Annotated in this window: 16 protein-coding genes; 8 read left to right on the forward strand and 8 right to left on the reverse strand. The window is 39.5% G+C overall.

The annotated features are described in order from the left end of the window. The first annotated feature begins 78 nt into the window (after positions 1-78). Positions 79-1,272 (forward strand): hypothetical protein, encoded by a 1,194-nt coding sequence (locus FHR28_RS03945; protein ID WP_004717608.1) that lies wholly within the window; start codon positions 79-81, stop codon positions 1,270-1,272. A 217-nt stretch (positions 1,273-1,489) separates the two neighbouring features. Here FHR28_RS03945 and FHR28_RS03950 read toward each other — a convergent pair whose 3' ends face one another. Next, the gene (locus FHR28_RS03950; protein WP_105713506.1) at positions 1,490-2,374 is read right to left on the reverse strand and encodes a dihydrodipicolinate synthase family protein; all 885 of its coding nucleotides are present in this window, start codon (positions 2,372-2,374) and stop codon (positions 1,490-1,492) included. Positions 2,375-2,379: 5 nt separating this feature from the next. Then, on the reverse strand, positions 2,380-3,162 hold the full coding sequence (locus FHR28_RS03955; protein ID WP_004717605.1) for an aldolase: 783 nt from the start codon (positions 3,160-3,162) through the stop codon (positions 2,380-2,382). Positions 3,163-3,271: 109 nt separating this feature from the next. Here FHR28_RS03955 and FHR28_RS03960 point away from each other — a divergent pair, with 109 nt between their 5' ends. Beyond that, the gene (locus FHR28_RS03960) at positions 3,272-4,702 is read left to right on the forward strand and encodes a PLP-dependent aminotransferase family protein (RefSeq protein WP_105713671.1); all 1,431 of its coding nucleotides are present in this window, start codon (positions 3,272-3,274) and stop codon (positions 4,700-4,702) included. A 101-nt stretch (positions 4,703-4,803) separates the two neighbouring features. Here the strand turns inward: FHR28_RS03960 and FHR28_RS03965 are convergent, their stop codons facing one another. Continuing rightward, positions 4,804-5,259 carry a GNAT family N-acetyltransferase gene (locus FHR28_RS03965; protein WP_105713507.1) on the reverse strand — a complete coding sequence of 152 codons (456 nt, stop codon included), beginning with the start codon at positions 5,257-5,259 and terminating at the stop codon, positions 4,804-4,806. A 108-nt stretch (positions 5,260-5,367) separates the two neighbouring features. Between FHR28_RS03965 and FHR28_RS03970 the strand changes: the two genes are divergently transcribed. Together FHR28_RS03970 and FHR28_RS03975 are read left to right on the forward strand one after the other, a co-directional pair. Then, a complete protein-coding gene (locus FHR28_RS03970) occupies positions 5,368-6,846 on the forward strand; it encodes a PLP-dependent aminotransferase family protein (protein WP_166781982.1) in 1,479 nt (492 codons plus the stop codon). A 146-nt stretch (positions 6,847-6,992) separates the two neighbouring features. Continuing rightward, complete coding sequence (locus tag FHR28_RS03975) at positions 6,993-9,320, forward strand: TonB-dependent receptor (protein WP_166781983.1); 2,328 nt, start codon at positions 6,993-6,995, stop codon at positions 9,318-9,320. Positions 9,321-9,560: 240 nt separating this feature from the next. On the opposite strand, the gene FHR28_RS03980 is transcribed toward FHR28_RS03975, so the two are convergent. Further along, positions 9,561-9,944 (reverse strand): hypothetical protein, encoded by a 384-nt coding sequence (locus FHR28_RS03980; protein WP_004717594.1) that lies wholly within the window; start codon positions 9,942-9,944, stop codon positions 9,561-9,563. A 191-nt stretch (positions 9,945-10,135) separates the two neighbouring features. On the opposite strand from FHR28_RS03980, the gene FHR28_RS03985 reads away from it, so the two are divergent. The 4 genes from FHR28_RS03985 to FHR28_RS04000 all read left to right on the forward strand — a co-directional run bounded on the left by FHR28_RS03985 (position 10,136) and on the right by FHR28_RS04000 (position 14,372). Continuing rightward, the gene (locus FHR28_RS03985) at positions 10,136-11,284 is read left to right on the forward strand and encodes a DUF1624 domain-containing protein (protein ID WP_151956914.1); all 1,149 of its coding nucleotides are present in this window, start codon (positions 10,136-10,138) and stop codon (positions 11,282-11,284) included. A gap of 361 nt (positions 11,285-11,645) precedes the next feature. Then, positions 11,646-12,512: a metal-dependent hydrolase gene (locus FHR28_RS03990; protein WP_056513122.1), complete on the forward strand. Its 867-nt coding sequence runs from the start codon at positions 11,646-11,648 to the stop codon at positions 12,510-12,512. A gap of 16 nt (positions 12,513-12,528) precedes the next feature. Then, the gene (locus FHR28_RS03995) at positions 12,529-13,464 is read left to right on the forward strand and encodes a metal-dependent hydrolase (protein ID WP_056513119.1); all 936 of its coding nucleotides are present in this window, start codon (positions 12,529-12,531) and stop codon (positions 13,462-13,464) included. After that, positions 13,461-14,372, forward strand: coding sequence for an alpha/beta fold hydrolase (locus tag FHR28_RS04000; RefSeq protein ID WP_166781984.1), 912 nt, complete (start codon positions 13,461-13,463; stop codon positions 14,370-14,372). The genes FHR28_RS03995 and FHR28_RS04000 overlap by 4 nt, the downstream gene beginning before the upstream one ends. A gap of 93 nt (positions 14,373-14,465) precedes the next feature. Here the strand turns inward: FHR28_RS04000 and FHR28_RS04005 are convergent, their stop codons facing one another. The 4 genes from FHR28_RS04005 to betA all read right to left on the reverse strand — a co-directional run bounded on the left by FHR28_RS04005 (position 14,466) and on the right by betA (position 19,639). Then, on the reverse strand, positions 14,466-15,674 hold the full coding sequence (locus FHR28_RS04005) for an MFS transporter (RefSeq protein WP_166781985.1): 1,209 nt from the start codon (positions 15,672-15,674) through the stop codon (positions 14,466-14,468). Positions 15,675-15,866: 192 nt separating this feature from the next. Beyond that, positions 15,867-16,454: a TetR/AcrR family transcriptional regulator gene (locus tag FHR28_RS04010; RefSeq protein WP_105713513.1), complete on the reverse strand. Its 588-nt coding sequence runs from the start codon at positions 16,452-16,454 to the stop codon at positions 15,867-15,869. 628 nt (positions 16,455-17,082) lie between these two features. After that, positions 17,083-17,877, reverse strand: a complete 795-nt coding sequence (locus tag FHR28_RS04015; protein WP_166781986.1) for a TorF family putative porin — start codon at positions 17,875-17,877, stop codon at positions 17,083-17,085. Between the two features lie 67 nt (positions 17,878-17,944). Then, a complete protein-coding gene (gene betA, locus FHR28_RS04020) occupies positions 17,945-19,639 on the reverse strand; it encodes a choline dehydrogenase (protein WP_166781987.1) in 1,695 nt (564 codons plus the stop codon). Positions 19,640-19,677 lie beyond the last annotated feature (38 nt).

The following is a 19,677-nucleotide window of genomic DNA, read 5'->3' on the forward strand; positions in this document are numbered from 1 at the left end:
AAATACAATAAAAACTATGTTTTATAGGTAAAACAAAAGTCCAGCAGGATCGTTGGAACACAAGGGAAGGAAGCAATTATGAAAAAGACAGCTATCGCGATACTACTTGCAGCATTGTATTTGGGTACCACATCCAATGTTTTGGCGCAAAGCTCAGCATTAGAATGGAAAAGTGAAGATGAGACGGACTCTATAAAATTGGGTGGCGTGGTGCGATTAAACCAACGCTATGAAAATTGGGAAGGACCGAATGATGGCTTTGGCAAACTCTATTTTGATATTTTTAGAGTCGATGTCAAAGGTAAATTTGACGATGCCTATTTTAATGCAAGCTACTTGTTTCAAGACCAAGAGAAACGCTCGATCGAAAAAGCCTACGTGGGCTACAATTTAGATCAACAGAATAGTTTAGAAGCCGGCTTTGTATATAAACCTTTTGCGATTTATCCTTATCCGCAAAATGGTTGGACTTACCATATCCCATTCTTTTTGGGCTATGGCAATAACATTGCGCCAGGTTTGAACTGGAATTTTCATAATCAGGACTGGGATGTAAAACTGGGCTATTACCCAGAAATGCTGGCAACCAATCTGCGCTATTCGCCCGAAATTGCCACTTATGATGACCTAGCCGACAATGCATTTCCAAGTCAAAAAGCTTATCAAAATGAAAAGCGCCATCAATTCAATACGCGGATTGTGCGCAAGTTAGACACCAAGGTGGGTAAGCAGGAAGTCGGGGTATCGGGGGCAATTGCGCAATTGCATAATAAAACCACCGATAAAAATGGCCAATATTACGCAGTGGGTGTGCATAGCGATAACAATTACAAACGCTTTAATTTACAAAGCTCTGTGATTCATTATCAATATGATGCAAAGAACCCTGACGGGGTCAATAATGATATGACTTTAATGGGGAATAATGGATTTACCCCTGCTTATTTTATTGCCTCTGAAGCGACAGTTGCCAGTTTAAATCTTGCCTATACCTTACCTATGCAAAATATGGGCAAACTCAAAGCGATCCGTTTCTACAATGATTATAGTTATATGGATAAGAAACGTGATGATTGGTCGGATTCTCAAATGAATACCACTGGGATGATGTTTATTGCGTCACCCTTTATGGTGTGGGCCGATTATACTTGGGGGAAAAATGCCAATATTATTGGTGGTGCAATGAATTCAACCGGTTTTAGCTCGACCGTTTCACCCTATAGTGACCAATGGTTGTATCGTATCAATTTAAACCTTGGATTTAGTTTTTAGAAAGCTGATTTGGGAATTGATTTGTTTGTTATGCCGATATTTACTGTGGCAATAACCGCTTTGTTGCACTTAGATTTAAACTCCGCTGGATGACATTTACTTATTATTTGAGTATTTGTCAAATGAGAATCTGTCAAAGCAGCGGATCGGCTATGTATGCAACAAAGCATGTTTATCGGATCAATTTTATAACTTCACAAGCGCATACGACGATCGGTTACGCTTGTTTTGCTAAGGCCATCAACGACTTCAATTGCTGAACTTCCAGTGGGGTGGCATGTTGTAATGGCTTTCTTGGTTCACCTACAGAAAAACCTAATTCATTTAAACCTGCTTTGACTGTTTTCGGTAGGCCGCCTTGTACAATAAAGCGCAACAAAGGCAATTGACGATAAAACAAGGCTTTGGCGTGGTCTAAATCACCATCTTTGACTGCCTGATATAACTGACTTGGTAGCTGACCGAGTAGATTTGGCGCCACAGTACACCAACCACTTGCCCCTGCACAAAATGCCTCAAGCGCTAAAGGATTACAGCCATTATAAAAGGGCAACTGTCCTTGAGATAATTCATGAAATTTATGCATGCGCTGAATATCACCCGTACTGTCTTTAACCATGCAAATATTCTCAATTTCTTGAAACATTTTCACGATCAATTCTGGTGACATATCTACGCCACTGGTTGCTGGGTTGTTATAGACCATGATCGGCAGTTTGGTCGATGCGGCAATTTGCTGATAATAATCATAGATTTCTTGATCATTGAGTTTCCAGTAAGATACTGGGATCACCATAATTAGATCAGCGCCAAGCTCCTCGGCTTTTTGGGCTTTTTGAATTGCCATCGCCGTTGTGAGTTCAGAAATTCCCAACATGACCGGGACACGGTGATTAACGACTTCGATACTTTTTTGTGCGACTTGTTGCCATTCTTGCCAAGATAAATAAGCACTTTCACCAGCACTGCCCAATGGCACAATCGCATTACATTGTTGTTCCAGCAGAGCATTTAATGTGATGGTCAGTGCATCCACATCGACAGTTTGTGTGTCTGGGTGAAATGGTGTGATTGGGTATGCAATAATGCCTTCTAATTTCATTTTCATTACTCCTCGATACAGTCCGCATGATTTTTTAAAGCTTTACGCGCATAGTAGGCAAAATTGACATTATTACGCTTGTTGGTAGAGACCCAGTCATGAGCTTCTTTTGCCAGTTCATGTGGGATAGGTTGAATTTGTCCAGCAGCCATTGCCAAAAGCTGAAGTCGGGCAGCGCGTTCAATTAAAATGGCTAAGTTGCAAGCCTCTTCAATGGTTTTACCTGCCACCAGCTGACCATGATGTGACAGCAGTACAGCGCGGTTTTTACCTAAGGCTTCTGAAATAAAAATACCTTCTTCATTGCCGACGGGGACTCCCGGCCACTCTTCCACAAAAGAACAGTCTTCATATAAAGCGCAGGTATCCATTTGTGCGATCGCTAAGGGCACACGGAGCATCGACAACGCTGCAATATGTGTTGGATGGGTATGGATAATGCAATTCACTTCAGGATGTTGTTTATAAATCCATGTATGAAAGCGATTTGCAGGATTTGCCATGCCTTGTTGATCAAGTGGCTTTAGATCTTCATCAACTTCCAATAAGTTTTGCGCGGTAATTTCATCAAAGCCGAGACCAAAACGCTGGGTGATAAAGCTATTGCCTTGCGTGGTACGACAAGTGATTTGTCCCGCTAAGCCAGCATCATGGCCGTGGTCAAATAAAATACGGCAGGTTAATGCCAACTTTTGTCGATCTGTGTAGTTTGAATCTTGAATAAATTGCTGCATATTTTGCTGCGCATTTTGCATCAATTGCTGTTTATCTAGTTGTGCCGTTTGCATAAATAAAACCTCTCGCTGAGTTGATTTTCACATCGCCTAAGTACAGAATAAAAATTCTGTGGATGGATTAAAATATCCAGTTTCTAAAACTTATATGGGCCAGAGAGTTATGCGTCAGCCTTGGAAAATTCGGCTACATTTAGAAGATCGTGAAGAAAAGACCCTTTTTTTAAAGTTGGCAAATCAGATTATTCAAGAGATTTTATCTGGCAGAATTACTCAGGCAACACGCTTGCCAGGTTCACGTACACTGGCGGATGAACTCGGGATTAACCGAAAAACCGTACAATCGGTATATGAAGATTTGGAGGCACAGGGTTGGCTGGTTTCAAAAGCTAGGCAAGGCACCTTTGTCTCTGAGAATTTACCGGATTTAAAAGCGCAGTCATCGCCTACACTCGAACAGGTCGATATCACACCAGTTTTACCAACTCAGGTGCTGATCAAAAATGATGGTGTGCCAGATAATCGGCTGATCCCGTATGAATTGTTTTCACGGGCTTATCGGCATGCATTGATTCAAGTAACACGTCATCAAACCATGGGATATGGAGATCCGCAGGGCAGTTTAGAACTTCGTCAAGCCTTATTAGAAATGTTGTCTATGGAGCGTTTTATACAGACCTCTATGGAAAACATTTGTGTGGTTCGTGGCAGTCAAATGGGGATTTTTCTAGCTGCGCGGGTTCTGGCTCAACATCAGTCTCAGCGTCATATTATTGTGGTAGAGCAATGGGCTTATCCACCTGCAGTGGAAACATTCCTGTCTAATCATTATCAAATTATTCGCGTGCGTTTGGATAAGCATGGTCTAGATACCGATCATTTAACTGAAATTTTGTCCAGCCATGCAGTTGCTGCGGTATACACCACACCTCATCATCAATATCCAACGACAGTGACGATGTCTATGGATCGAAGATTAAAGTTGTTAGAGCTGTCTAAAGCCTTTGATTTTTATATTATTGAAGATGATTATGACCATGAGTTTCATTATGACAGCCGCCCCATTCCGCCGTTAATTAGCTTACCAGCAGCAGACAAAGTGATTCATATCGGTTCTTTGTCTAAAGTGTTTGCGCCCAGTTTAAGAATTGGTTATGTGGTGACCAATGTGCAAATTATTCAGGCGATGAAACAAGACATTTTGCTGATCGATAAACAGGGCAATGCGATTACTGAATTGGCAATGGCTGAACTGATGCAGCAGGGTGAAATTAAGCGGCATATCCGTAAAATGCGTAAGATTTATCAGCAACGTAGAGACTTTGCTGTGAGGGCTTTTCAGCAGACTTTTGAGGAGTGGGTTGAAATAGCCCCACCCGCAGGCGGCATGGCGTTGTGGGTAAAGTTTAAGTTACCTTTTCAACAGCAGTTTTTAACGGTTTTAAAACAATTACATATTGATTCTGAATATGATTTTGGTTCGGAATGGCATCATTCTGATCACAGTTTCTATATTCGTTTTGGTTTTGCAGCCCTGACCGAATTGGAAATCCGTCAAACTGTTGAAAAGTTGTACCAGGTTTTTGTGAGCTGATGATGCTCAAGAAACTTAGAAAGTATTTTGAATCTTGTTGAACTGACTTTAGAACGGTTTAAGCAAAAACCAGAAGCATTGTGTTTCTGGTTTTTTATGGATTAATTTAAAGCCATACGATATTCAATGACCCCTGGTTTTTCAGCGATCCAGTCATAGAGTTTTTGCGCAGTTTGATTGCTTTGTTGAGTATGCCAATACAAGCGCGCGCAGGGTTGAACAATCGCTTGCTGTTGTACATATTCAATCAGGCGCTTGCCTACATGTTGACCTCTTGCCTGTGGAGAAACATATAAGTCTTCTAGATAGCAAAAGTTGGCCTCGGCCCATGTCGAGCGATGGATCACGTAATGTACAAAGCCGAGAACATGCTCAGCTTGTTTAGCAACAGCACAATATATCGGTTCTTGATCATCAAAAAAACGTTGCCAAGTGGTTTGCGTAACAGTATTGGATAAAGCCACTTTGTAAAAGTCTTGATAAGCCAGCCAATACTCCACCCATTGTTTATAGTCTTGTTGTGCAACAGGCACAATTTGAACCACTAAATTTTCCACAGGTATTCTCCAGTCATCGGGAAAGAAAGAGGAGAAATGAGTTTAAGTGTGATTGTGGTATTGAAATAAGATACACTTTGAGTATTTTTAACAGTACCAGTTTTACTTATGGCGACAGCAGCATCGGCTTATTTCCCCCATTTGATCTTGCCTAAAGGGGTGATTAAAGAGGGGTTATATAGCGTTTTACGTGATGCAATTTTGGATGGTCGCCTGGCTTCTGGAACCAAACTGCCCTCTAGTCGTGTCTTGGCGGAAATGATGTCGATTTCTAGAAATTCAGTCTTGGCTGCAATGGATCGTTTACTGGATGAAGGCTATGTTGTGACTAAGCCGAGCTCTGGTACTTATGTCGCAGAGCTGATTCCTGACCAATTAATTTCTATACAAGAGATAGCGACAGAATCTGCATCTGACATCTGTCACAAGCTAAATATTAATCCGCATATCGCAAATTTATTACCTGCTTGGCAGAAACAAAATGTATCTGGGCAGGGTGAAAAAATATTTCATGTTGGTGTTGGCTGTACCGATTTATTTCCACATTTGCTTTGGGGGAAATTATTGGGGCGTGCTTGGCGTCAGTCTCATCAGCAATTGGGTCAGTTTCATGATTGTCGTGGCTATTTGCCTTTACGTCAGGCTATTTGTGATTATGTTCGTTCTACGCGGGGGCTAAAATGCGATGTACAACAAATTTTGATTGTAAATGGTACCCAACAAGCGATTCACCTTGCAGCTTATGCATTATTACAACCTTTGGATCAGATCTGTTTAGATGAGCCTGGCTATGATGCCGCTTTAAATATTTTTCGGAGTTTTGGCATTCAAGTTCATCCTGTATCAAGTGATCACGAAGGGATGAAAATTGCTGAGATTATTCAGCATTATTCCAAAAGTAAATTCATCTATACCGCACCCTCTCATCAGTTCCCTTTAGGTGGAACACTCAGTTTAAGTCGACGGTTGGCCCTATTGGAATGGGCAGCGAGTCAGCAAAAATGGATTTTTGAAGATGATTACAACAGTGAGTTTAGATATGGAACGCACCCAATTCAAGCCTTACAGGGCTTAGACCAACAGCAAAGAGTGATCTATTCGGGTACTTTTTCTAAAATGATGTTTCCTGAGTTTCGACTTGGATTTATGGTGGTTCCAGAATCGCTGATAGAAACATTGAGTCTGGCAAAATATTATACCGATACGCGGAGTGCTTATTTAGAACAAGCGGCTTTGGCTTTGTTTATCAAAGAGGGGCATTATGCACGCCATGTACGTAAAGTGCGTAAAGCTTGCCAAGAACGTCAACAGGCATTAATTGCTGCGATTCAACAGTTTCTTGCAGATGTATTGACTGTTCAGCCAACCGACTCAGGGATTCATGTGATTTGTTGGCTAAAAGCCCCATGGACTGAGCAAAGCTTTATTGATCAGTGTCTTGCTATTAATCTGGCTGTTCAGCCTTTATCTCGCTACTGTCAACAGCCTTATGAAAAAGCTGCGGTATTGTTTGGCTATGCAGCGCATACTCCAGATGAGATTAGCATGAATATTCAGAAGCTGGCGCAACAGATCAAGCAGACCTAATACGGCTTCCTGTTTCATCTTCTATATTTCTTCATTTCCTATATAAAGCGCTAGCTGGTCTAGCTGTATAAGCATTGATGATAATTGTTGTACATCTGTTTATGTAATGTTATAACATAACAATAAATTACAATTCGGAATCCATGATGCGTCACCATACTTTAGCAATCGCTATTTCTTTACCGGTCTTTCCTGCATATGCGATTGAAAATAAACAGCTGACTGTACTTCCAGTGATTCGAGTAAATGCCGAAAATGATCCATTTATCAATCAAAGTATCATTGTAGAAAATAGAAATGCAGATAATAAAACTTTAGGTGATGCTTTAAAGCATCTTTCAGGGGTACAAAGCAGCGCTTTTGGTCCCAATTCAGGTGCGCCTGTGATTCGCAGTTTAAGTGGAAACCGGGTGCAGATTTTGGAAAATGGTCAGTCTATTTATGGAATGAATAGTATCAGCGGCAATATTAATATCCCTTTTGATCCTTTATTCACTCAATCTGTTACTGTCAATAAATCTTCAGACAGTGTGCGTTATGGTGGTAATGCCATTGGCGGAAGTGTGAATATTGATTCTGGTCTAATCGATACAGCGATGCCGAATAAAAGTTCTCAATTAGAGCTTGTAGCGAAAAAGGGCTGGAATGATTTTGATGCCAAAGGTTTTAAACTCAATCTCAATAACCAAAGTAACTTTTCTACCAATTTATTGTTTTCTAGCCAAGATATGTCAGCTTATAAAATTCCGGGAGAGGGTAAAGCGAGCGTATGTAATAGTGGTGTATTTCCAGCGACGGGTGGGGTAAATACAGCATTGGCAGATGCTTGCCAAAAAGAAGCACGCATTCAAAAAAATTATAATACTGCATCACAGCCTTATATTGACCAATTTATGACGGAAAATCCCGATTGGGCAGATGGTTCATTTTCCTTCTATACAGATAAACCTACCTCAGTTTGGAGTGGAAAAACCTATACCAATCCAGTAAACCCTAAATATGTACCCAATACCCAGCAATATACTGAAAACAAAATTAATAAAGATGTCACACCCAACTATAAAAACAAGCTGGGCAATAGCTATTTAGACAATCAACACTTTGCGATTGGAAGCACTTATTTTCTCAACAATGGACGTATTGGGCTCAGTGCTGATTCAAAAAAAAGTGAATATGGGGTACCCGGATTTTCTCTTGAAAATAAATCTTTTCAATCTACCAGTGACAGCATACCAGTCGGGGTGAAAACAGATCAGCGAAGATATGCCTTAGACAGCGAGTTTAATTTTAGCCCGTTGTTATTGAAACAAATACAATTTGATGTGAGTAAGAGCGTTAATACATCAGGGGAATATTTAGGATCAAAAATGGCCAATAACTATAAATTTGATACCCAACAGGCTGAATTATTACTGAAGCATAGACCTGTTGAATTTTGGAATGGTTTTATTGGCTTTAATCAGATTGATCGTAAAGTGGTAGGACATGGAAATTTACGTTATTTACCGAATATCAATACGCAAACACAAGCCGTGTTTATCAAGGAAAAATTAGACTTTGATTGGCTAGAACTCGATGCTGGTTATCGTAACGAAAAGGTTGAACATAAAATTCAAAAAAGTGATTTTGTACCATCCAGAAATTCACCGAATACAAAACTCACCGATACAAAATTTAATCTTGAAAGCTACAGTTTCGGTTCATACCTAAAATATAATGATCTATTGGGTTTAAAGTTGCGTTATTCAGTGTCAGATAGAGCGCCTGAAATTAATGAACTTTATGCCAGCCATCCACATTATTCAATTATGTTACAAGAAGAAGGTAACCAAAAACTCAAAGAAGAAAAATCCAAAAATCTTGAGTTAACAGGTCTGTTCAATTATAAAAATTTTAATTTTGAAGCGACTGTATATAAGATGAAATATGACAAGTATTTGTATTTGACCCATTCAGGGGCACAAATACGTAATCGCTTGCCACTTAAATATTGGACCCAGACAGATGCTGAAATTACTGGATTTGAAATTGATTTAAAACAAAAGTTTGAACTCAATCAGTATGGCAATCTTTTGATCTCTGCTTTTGCTGACTTGGTGAAAAATAAAAACCTTAATCCAAACAAAACCAGTTTGGCAAATGATGGAAATTACTTACCCAACATGCCAACGAACCGTTATGGGCTAAACCTTGAATGGAATAAAAATGATTGGTCAGCACGCTTATCCAATATTTACTATGATCAAGCTCAGTATTTAGGCAAAAATGTGTCTAAAGAAATTCCATTGCCGTCTTATAACTTGCTGGATCTACAAATTCAGAAACACTTCAAATTACAAAATGCCAATTTTGATGTTTTCCTCAATGGATCTAATTTGTTAAATGAAGATGCACGACCACAGAACTCGCCATTAAAATATATTGCACCACTTCCTGGGCGTGGGGTACAGCTGGGTATAAGTATGAAAATTTAATCGCTTAACTTTTGTTGGTTAAGTTTTTATATGTTGGGTCTTAACTTAAGATTTATTATCGGGGTCAATAAGTTGCTGTTGTTGAGAAGACTTCAAGCAACGTGTTGGCCCCTTTTATTTTGATAGATTGAGAATGAAAAATTGATGTCAACAGACCCTAAAATTAATTTAAAAAATAGCTGTTAAAAATAGTCTATTCGATTTAATCATTACAGTTTGATTTATTGCAGCATCAATTTTTTAACATGCAATAGCAGCTTCACGTTCAAAAATAGATTCAACACTTTCAAATGCCAAATGACAAGCATGGTTTTGATATTGTCGAGCATAACTGTTTACTGCACTTTCAAGCACTTGTAAAAAATCATTATAATTCTGTTCAAAGTCTAATAAGTCGAGTAAGTCTGATTTTTTGCTGTTATGGCAGTTATATTTTTGAATAAAATCAAGCATTAATTTTTGAATAGGGGCATGGGTAAAATAAATTAAATAAGTTGCTGCCGAACCACAATGCAAACAACCTTGTTCAAGATAAATTTCTTCACTGTTTAACCAGCAGCATTGTAAGGTAAAAAATGCTCGAATCGCTTCAGTCGCTAAAGTAGGCTGTTCCAAAGTGTTCACCAATTTTTCATATAATGAAATTGATAATCATTATCAATTAAATTTTGCAAAAAGTCTATGTGATAATTGGTAAATTTTTTAAGTGTTGCTGTGAAATAACGGTACAAATTGATGTTTTTTAATGAGATGGTTTTAAAATAATGAAATTAATTGTTATATTATATCATAACGTTTAATTTGTTGTTTTTTCTATGTCTATTCCTTCGCAACGCTTACAAGCGATTGATGCATTACGAGGCTTGGTGATTTTGATTATGATGGTTGATCATGTCAGAGAAACTTTTTACCTCCATCATCAAGTTCCAGATCCAATGCTGATTCCAGGCACAGAAACGTCACTTTTCTTTAGCCGAATATTGGCCCATTTATGCGCTCCAGTATTTATTGTTTTGACAGGCTTATCCGCCTATCTCTATCAAGCTAAAAATAATAGTCTAGCGATGACACGTGAGTTTTTGATTAAACGCGGATTATTTCTGATCTTTCTTGAGTTGGTGGTGATCAATTTTGCATGGACTGGCAAGTTCCCACCTGATGTGATTTATCTACAAGTGATTTGGGCGATTGGTTTAAGTATGCTGGCGTTGGCAGCTTTAATTGGATTGCCACAAAAATTATTATGGATAATCAGCATTGTGATTATTTTTGGGCACAATGTGCTTGATCAAGTGTCTTTTGAAAATGTACCTTTCATACAGAATTTATGGTTCATTTTGCATGAACGGGGCTGGATTGAGTTTGGCAATCTGATTCGTATTCGAACCTCTTATCCTGTTTTACCTTGGATTGGTGTGATTACTTTAGGATATTGTATTGGTTCAAGTGTTTTTGCTTCATCTCAACAAAACCAATCAAGAAATACAAAATTACTCATTTTTGGTTTTTCCAGTATCGCTTTATTTTTGCTTTTAAGAGTGATCAATGTATATGGAGATCATGTATGGACGGTCATGCCGACATGGACTGAAACATTCATGAGTTTTATGAATCTAACCAAATATCCACCATCTTTATTTTTCATTTTATGGAACGTTGGTATTGGACTGGTTCTTTTGGTCTGTCTGCAAAAAATCGAAACAAAACCTTGGATCAAACCCTTGATCATATTTGGTTCTGTACCAATGTTTTTTTATATTGTTCACTTATATGTTTTAAAGGCTTTATATTTGCTCGTGGTTGCCTTTTTTGGGAAAAATCATGGAGATTATTTTGGTGTCGATTCGGTGTCTACATTGTGGTGGATTGCGATTATTCTCAGCATAATTTTATATCCTTTAATGGTTAAATTTTCTGATTACAAACATAAAAACAAACATATCGCTATTCTTAAATACTTATAAGATAAGTTAAGTATTGTTTTTATTTAAAAGCATATCTAGCATCTAAAATAGTGATGTCCAGTAATGATGGATATCACTATTTTTTTAATATTTTTGAATGCTTAACCTAGTGCTGAACAGCCTAAAGACGACTTGGACTGTATTAAAGCTATTTCATGTTCAATATTTTAATTTATTTTTCACCTTTTATTTATAGCCTGTCTTTATCGAGATGTCTTTATAGGAATGATACTATCATTTAAGGACAACCTTGAGCCAAAGCATATTCACTTGATTGACAAGATCTGCATGGATCATTATTTTGATTTTATTAGTTCCTTTTTGGAACTTGTTATTTTGAGATAAATTCTTGAGGTGAACCATGTCTATATCAGCGGTGAAAGAAAAATCAAAGCAAAAAACACCTGCATCATTTCCAGTACGTCGTATGGATTATGAGTTTCAGGATATGCCCAAGTATTGGTGTAATGACGAACCTACCTTTACTCATTACTTCACAGGTCTATCAACACTTTTTCCAGAAGGTGAATCGTACTTTGTCCGTTCAGTGCGAGCCTTACGTAAAAAAATTAAAAATAATCCACAATTAGACCGTGATATTGGAGCCTTTATTGGACAAGAAGCCATGCACTCTAAAGAACATCATGCTTTTCATGTCAGTGCACAACAATATGGTTTAGATCCGGAATCTTTAGAAAAAGTCACAGGGATCATATTAAAAGCAATTGAACGTACTTTTCCTAAAAAGTGGAATCTCTTGGTGACTGTGGGTCTAGAACATTACACCGCAGTGTTGGTGGTGGAGATGATGAAAGATGTCAATGAATTGATGACGGATGAAAGCATTCGTAATTTATGGTTATGGCACAGTGTTGAAGAAACCGAACATAAGGCTGTGGCTTATGACATGTATGAATACTTATATGGAAAGGGCTTAGCTGCTTATATTCCTCGCGTTGCGATTTTCACGTTTAGTCTGGTTTTGATTACTGCATTGTCGAGTGTTTATCAAGTTGTGCTGTTAAAACGCGATCGCCAATTATTAAATCTAAAATCATGGCGCAAATTTGCTCAGCATGGTGTGGAAAAATATAAAGTTTTTATTCCTAAATTTATAGATTACTACCGTTTTAATTTCCATCCCAATGATACGGATGAGTCTGAAATCGTGGCAAAAACCAAAGTAAAAATAGGCCTATCTGAAACGCCTCATCATTTACCATCATAACTCTGAGGAAAGAATTATGCGATCTGAAGCATCAAAAGCAAGTTGGGCAATGATTCCTCGACAGGTTAAATTTGAATGGGAGCACTCGCCTTTACACTGGATACCACAAGACCCATTGGCAAGTCATGGTGTCAATCATTTTAGTTTTACCTTGGTTCGAGGAGAGTATTTTTTCTGTCGAATGTTCAATAAAGCTTTACCTTTTATTCATGATGAAAAACTTAAGCAAGATGCCAAAATTTTCATTCGACAAGAAGCCATTCATTCACAAGCGCACAAGGATTCAATCGAAGAATATTTGCTACGTTATGGGGTGGATGTGGAGAACCAATATAAACGAGTTGTTGGCTTATTTGATCGGTTACTCGCGGACAAACCTTTGGGTTTTAACTTACCTAAAGTCTGGCAGCGACCTTGGTTAAATGCGCGAGTTGGGTTAGTGGCCGCGGCTGAACATTTTACTGCAGCAATTGGTCAATATGTATTAACCCGTTCAGATTGGCAGGCACGTGGTGGAGATCCTGTGGTAAGTGACTTGTTTACTTGGCATAGTGCTGAGGAAGTTGAGCATCGTACGGTTGCTTATGATGTTTATCAGCATATTTCAGGGAGTTATTTATTACGTGTTGCGGTGATGGCTGTGACCGCTCCTATTTTTACCTATCTCATGGCGGCTGGTACTGTACAACTGGCTCAAGATGATCCCGCTATTCCACAAAACCAAAAAAGCTTATGGCAACCCGCTTTTTGGAAAGCTTGGCATCGTTCTGATTTAAATGGCTATATACCAGGACCAGTGTGGTTTTTTAAGACCAGTTTACGGTTTTTTAAGCCCAACTATCATCCCTATTACGAAGCTTCAACTGAACTTGCTCAAGCCTACTTGGCACAGTCAGCAGGGGTGCTTGCATATCAGCAAAAAACTGAAACTGTTCCGCGGGTGGTTTCATGAAGCATTTTGATAAGACCAAGCTATATGTTCATTCAGGAAATATCTGTTTGGCTGCTTACCATTGGGGCAGCTTAGATGTTGATCAAGATACTATTGTATTGATACATGGTTATCCAGATTCTGCTGAAGTCTGGCACGCGGTGGCACAATATTTAGCCCCTCATTTTAATGTGGTTGCTTATGATGTACGTGGTACAGGATTATCTGATATTCCACAAACAACAGCAGATTATGCTTTTGAACATTTGATCGAAGATTTATCCCAAGTGATTAAAGCAGTGAGCCCACATCAATCGGTCCATTTGGTTGGACATGATTGGGGCGCTTTACAAGGTTGGGAAGCGGTATTGGCTGACCGATTAAAGTCTCAAATTGCGTCTTATACTGCATTGGCGCCAAGTACAGATCATGTAGGGTGGTGGTTTCATCGCCAGTTGGCCCAAGGTAACTTACAAGGCTATTTCAACGTGATTAAGCGAGTGTCAGCATCAAGTTATATGGCAATGTTACAAATCCCTGTACTTCCTGAACTGACTTGGCGTTTAGGTCTTGGCAAAGTATGGCCAAAACTGGTGGGGTATTTAGAAAAAACCTCAGTTGATAAGAGCCCGACCCAACTTCGCAATGCCATCAGTGGTTTAGGTCTATATCGTCAAAATTTAACCAAAGCATTATTCAAGCCGACAGGTCGAACCACAACCATTCCTGTGCAAATGTTATTGATGAATCAAGATCCATTTGTACCGCTTGCTTTAAGCCGTGGGATGGAAGAGTGGGGGGATGATATTCGCTATAGCGAAGTTTCGGCAGGGCATTGGGGGATTTTAAGTCAACCACAGGCAGTGGCGGATAAGATTCAGCAATTTGTGCAACTGTTTTTAGTCAATAAAGCCATAGCTATCGTTTAAGAGACGGATCAAATAGCCCAATCAACGATGATGGTGCTGTTTGATCCAATAGATGTTGTCATCGAAGCATGGTGTTAAATGACAGCTTTAAATTTATTTGCTGCCTAAACGATGTCCTGATTTAAAACCATTTTCATGCGCAAAAAATACAATAGATAACCCCAATAATGATAATGCGATGATACAAACAAAGAATGAGTCTATTCCTACATTTTGCAGTAGGATGCCACCTAAAATACCGCCCCCTGCAACAGCAAGATTAAACACCGTCACCAGCATGGATTGGGCAATATCCACATTTTCATCTGCGACATCTGCCAGCGCAGTTTGTAGTAGAGTTGGTGCACCGCCAAAAGTCATTCCCCAAAGTACGATACCTAGCATCACAAGCCAGATGTGATGACCGCTCAAGCCCATGAAAAGAGCAGCGATGGCAAAGCCTGTTAAACTGATTAGGGTTAATTTGCGTAATGATCTATCGATCCAAATCCCTGTAATCCAAATGCCGAATATTGAAGAAAGACCAAAAATAAGAAGAATAAGATCAATATGCTCACTCAGCTGTACAGCAGACAAATAAGACGAAATAAACGTATAAAGTATGTTATGTGCCAAAATCCAAACAAAAATAACCGCCAAAATTGTGCCTATACCGGGGTGTACCAAGACCTTGAGAATGGATTGTTGTTTGCTCGCGGGTTGTCCAGCCAAATGAGGGAGGCTTATTTTTATCCAGATGATCAGGATTAAAGCAAGTCCTGAAATCACCCAGAAAACCCCACGCCAGCCAAACAGATTGCCCAATCCAATAGCTAAAGGCACACCCATACATAATGCAATGGGTTGACCGACCCCAACGATCGCCATCGCTCTGCCTTGTAGATGGGCAGGAACTAGACTTCGAGCATAACCCGCCAAGATACCCCAGATAATTCCAGCTGACATTCCCGCAATAAATCGTGAAATCAGGATGACAATATAGCTGGAAGATAGCGCTGTTAGACTATTGAAGACAAACAAGCCTGTGATTGCCAATAACAATAAAGGTTTTCTTGACCAACTCCGTGTTGCAGCAACCACAGGGATCGCCGCAATGACCGATCCTAGGGCATAAACTGAAATCATTTGCCCTGCTAAAGCTTCAGACACCTCTAAGTCATGACTGATCAATGCCAATAAGCCCGCAGGTATGATTTCCGTCATAATGGTAATAAAACCTGCAACCGTAAATGCCAATAATTTCCATATCGGTAAGCTGGGCGCAGATCGGTTCTGCTCTGATCTGTTGTTGAACTGATTCATGCGCTATACCTCTGTGTATGATTGACAGAAAGTTCATCTCGTTTAAGGAATATAGGCATCACAAAATTTTGAAGATCAATATTCATTGTAGACTCCATGTTGTCATTTATATTGGAATGATCGTTCCATTTTTAGGTAAATAAAACCCTCAGCATTGCAAATTAGCCAGTCTGCTAAGGGGGAAACTAAAAATTAATACAAGGTATTCAGTGCGACTTCAGCAACATTCTCTAGATATTGCTGACGATTTTCTGCGCTACAGCCTTTGCTTAAAACGCGAATGCCTTGAATGGTATTCACGAAAAAAAGTGCTAAGGCTTGCGGAGAACTATGTAGGGTGATTTCACCAGATTGCTTTCCTCTGATCATGAGCTGTTCCAGTGCGTGCTGTAATCGTTCAAAGTTGTACGTGACAGATTCTGCAGTCTTTTGATCGTGTCCTGCTAACTCCAAACAGGCATTGGCCATCAGGCAACCCCGATGTTGCGGATCATTTAATTCATCTTCAATGATACGAGATAATAATTGTTGCATGATACTTTTGACTGATCCATCACTGGATAACAAATCAATATTTGATTTACTGATCAGGCGTTGATAGCGAGATAAGGCTTGTTGGTATAGCTGCTCTTTATTTTTAAAGGAACTATATAAACTGCTGCGTGAGAGTCCAGTTTCCTCAACCAAATCTTGAATTGATGTCGCTGCAAATCCTTTACGCCAGAAAACTTGCATAACTGCATTTTCAACTTCTTCAGGATCAAACTCTTTAGTACGCATAATGTTAATTTATACTGGAACAATCGTTCCTAATGCTTTATACAAACAATCAATGGCTGTCTAATGATAATTCAACAGTATGGGGAGATTTGAGTTTGCTTTATTGAATTAAGCCAAGATATAAGTCAACCTGTCAAAAAAGCTCAGACACAAGAATATAATTTCTTTTAATGAATATTTTTAATTAAATCAATTGCATGAGAAAATAAATTATTTAATTATAAAAAGCTTGCAATGCCACACCTTACCTTCAAAGTTTAAATAGCTTTGCGTAGGCGATGCCTCACTTTTCGTAGGGATTGCCAAACCTTGCGCTGCAAACAAAGCAGTGCTTTGTTTTTGCTCATGTTGGGCGAGAGGTACGTCCTGTACCCCCGCCCAACGGCGACATCCATGTCGCCTCACGGTAGAATCACCATCTATAATTCAAAAGTAAAAAAAATGAATTGATAACCAACAGTTTCTAAAAGCACATACAAAAACATAAGTTCATTTCTGATCAATGACTTGATAGAAATCACTTGTATGAATAATTAGGGGGGTGACTATAGACATTAAAAAACCACGCTCTTGGAGGGCATGGTTTTTAGTTGATCTATAAGAGATAACTAAATATTTAAACTTTAGCTTAAAACTTTTTAGTGAGCGAAAAAGTGAGGGTGGAATCAATTGGATTTGAAACTTTGGCATTGGGATTGCCATTGCTGTATTTTTGATAATATCCGTCTTTGTCCCATGCTTTGCTATAACTTAAACTGGAAGATAAGCCATAAGGCAGCGCTTTGTTAATGGCAACACTGGCATCTTGAAAGCTTGCGGCAGAAAAGTTTTTTATACGTTGATTGCCATAATGCATATTCAGCGACCAACCTTGAGCGATGGGTTGTAACCAATTCACATCTAAATAGCCTGAACCACGAGAGTGCTTATTGGAACCAATTGCTAAAGTATCAGAATTATTGCCAAAATAATCTTGGGTATAAGTGATTGCATATTTAACACTCAGCGGACCATAGCTGATTTCTGGAATAATTTCACCATAATCAAAACGGGTAGAACCTGTTTCAGCAGTGGTTTTTGCCCCAGGATAGTAGTAATAAGCGACTTTAGTACCCAGATTTAACTGACCGAAACTACGGCTATAACCAGTATAGACGTCCCATTCAACATTGGTATCACGGATGAAGTCATCACTCACAGTAGAAGCCCAAGTTCCTACATAAAAACCATTGGGATGAGCATAATCAAATCCGCCTTGTACAGCAGGGTTGCCCCAGGTCTGTTGAAAACCACGTGAGATATATTGGCTGGCTAGTGTCAAATTTGCACTATACGGAGACGGCGTTTCTACTCCAGATTCATTGGCATGTAGGGTTTGAAAAAATAAACTCAAAGGGATGGTCAATAATAATTTTTTTCTCATTTTATTCGTCCTTGAAAGATGCGACACACTCAGTCAAAACTGAGGTGTCGCTAAAATATGAATACTTTTACACGATCGGACGTAAAGGCGCTTTGCGCACAGGTGCTGTGCCAGCTTTGTAATAACCCGCTTCAGAACGTGGCAATTTTTTGCCACGAATTTGATCTGCGATTTTTTCAGCGATCATAATCGTTGTGGCATTTAAATTTCCAGTAATGATCAGCGGCATAATCGAAGCATCAATAACGCGCAAGCCTTGTAGACCGTGTACACGACCTTGACCGTCAACCACTGCCATTTCATCTTCACCCATCTTACAACTACATGAAGGATGGTAAGCAGTTTCAGCATGGTTGCGCACGAAATCATCCAGTTCAGCATCAGTTTGCACCTGTTTTCCAGGACTGATTTCATCGCCACGATATGCATCTAATGCAGGCTGTTGCATGATTTCACGGGTGATACGAATGGCATCACGGAATTCACGCCAGTCTTGCTCAGTCGACATATAGTTGAACAGAATACTTGGATGTTCAAATGGATCTTTAGATTTCAGCTTAATTCGACCACGAGCTGGTGAGCGCATAGAACCAACATGCGCTTGGAAGCCGTGTTCTTTCACTGCATTACTGCCGTTATAGTTAATCGCAACGGGTAAGAAGTGATATTGAATATTCGGCCAGTCAAATTCATCTGAGCTGCGGATAAATCCGCCTGCTTCAAACTGGTTGCTTGCGCCAATACCAGTCCCATTAAATAACCATTCAGCGCCAATTGCAGGCTGGTTAAACCATTTTAAAGCGGGGTAGAGTGAAACAGGCTGTTTACATTTGTATTGTAAGTACATTTCCAAATGGTCTTGTAAGTTTTCACCGACACCCGGTAAATCATGTACAACATCGATGTCCATTGATTTAAGGAAGCTACTTTCACCAACACCCGAACGTTGTAAAATTTGTGGTGATGCGATAGCACCCGCACAAAGCAAGACCTCACGGTTTGCACGTGCTTGTGTGAGATTGGTTTTATCCGCACCGATGATATATTCCACACCAATCGCTTGTTTTTGATTAAATAAAATTTTATTGGTGGTGGCATGGGTCACGATCGTTAAATTAGGACGACCTTTTGCCATGTCTAAATAACCACGTGCGGTACTAGAGCGACGGCCTTTTGGCGTCACAGTACGATCCATTGGACCGAAACCTTCTTGTTGATAACCATTTAAGTCATCTGTACGTGGATAGCCTGCTTGTACACCTGCTTCAACCATGGCATGGAACAAGACATTGTTGCCATTTTTAGGGGTTGCCACAGATACAGGGCCATTGGCGCCGTGGTAGTCATTACCACCAATATCACGGGTTTCGGATTTTCTGTAATATGGTAAGCAGTCTGCATAGCTCCATTCTTCTAGCCCTTTGAGCGTCGACCAGTTATCTAAGTCCATTGCATTACCACGGATATAACACATCCCGTTAATCAATGAGGAACCACCTAAACCTTTACCACGGCCGCATTCCATACGGCGATTATTCATATGTGGTTCAGGATCAGTGAGATATGCCCAGTTGTAACGGCGTCCTTGTAGTGGGTAGGCCAACGCTGCTGGCATTTGAGTACGGAAATCTAAACGGTAGTCTGGGCCACCTGCTTCCAAGAGTAAAACAGTAACGTCTTTGTCTTCAGTTAAACGTGTTGCGAGCACATTTCCGGCAGATCCTGCGCCGATGATAATGTAGTCATATGCTTGAGTAGTCATAATTATCCTTTTTGTATTTTTTAAAAGTGCCAATGCAA

Origin of the sequence: Acinetobacter sp. BIGb0196, assembly GCF_011759595.1 — a bacterium.
Classification (GTDB): Bacteria; Pseudomonadota; Gammaproteobacteria; order Pseudomonadales; family Moraxellaceae; genus Acinetobacter; species Acinetobacter guillouiae.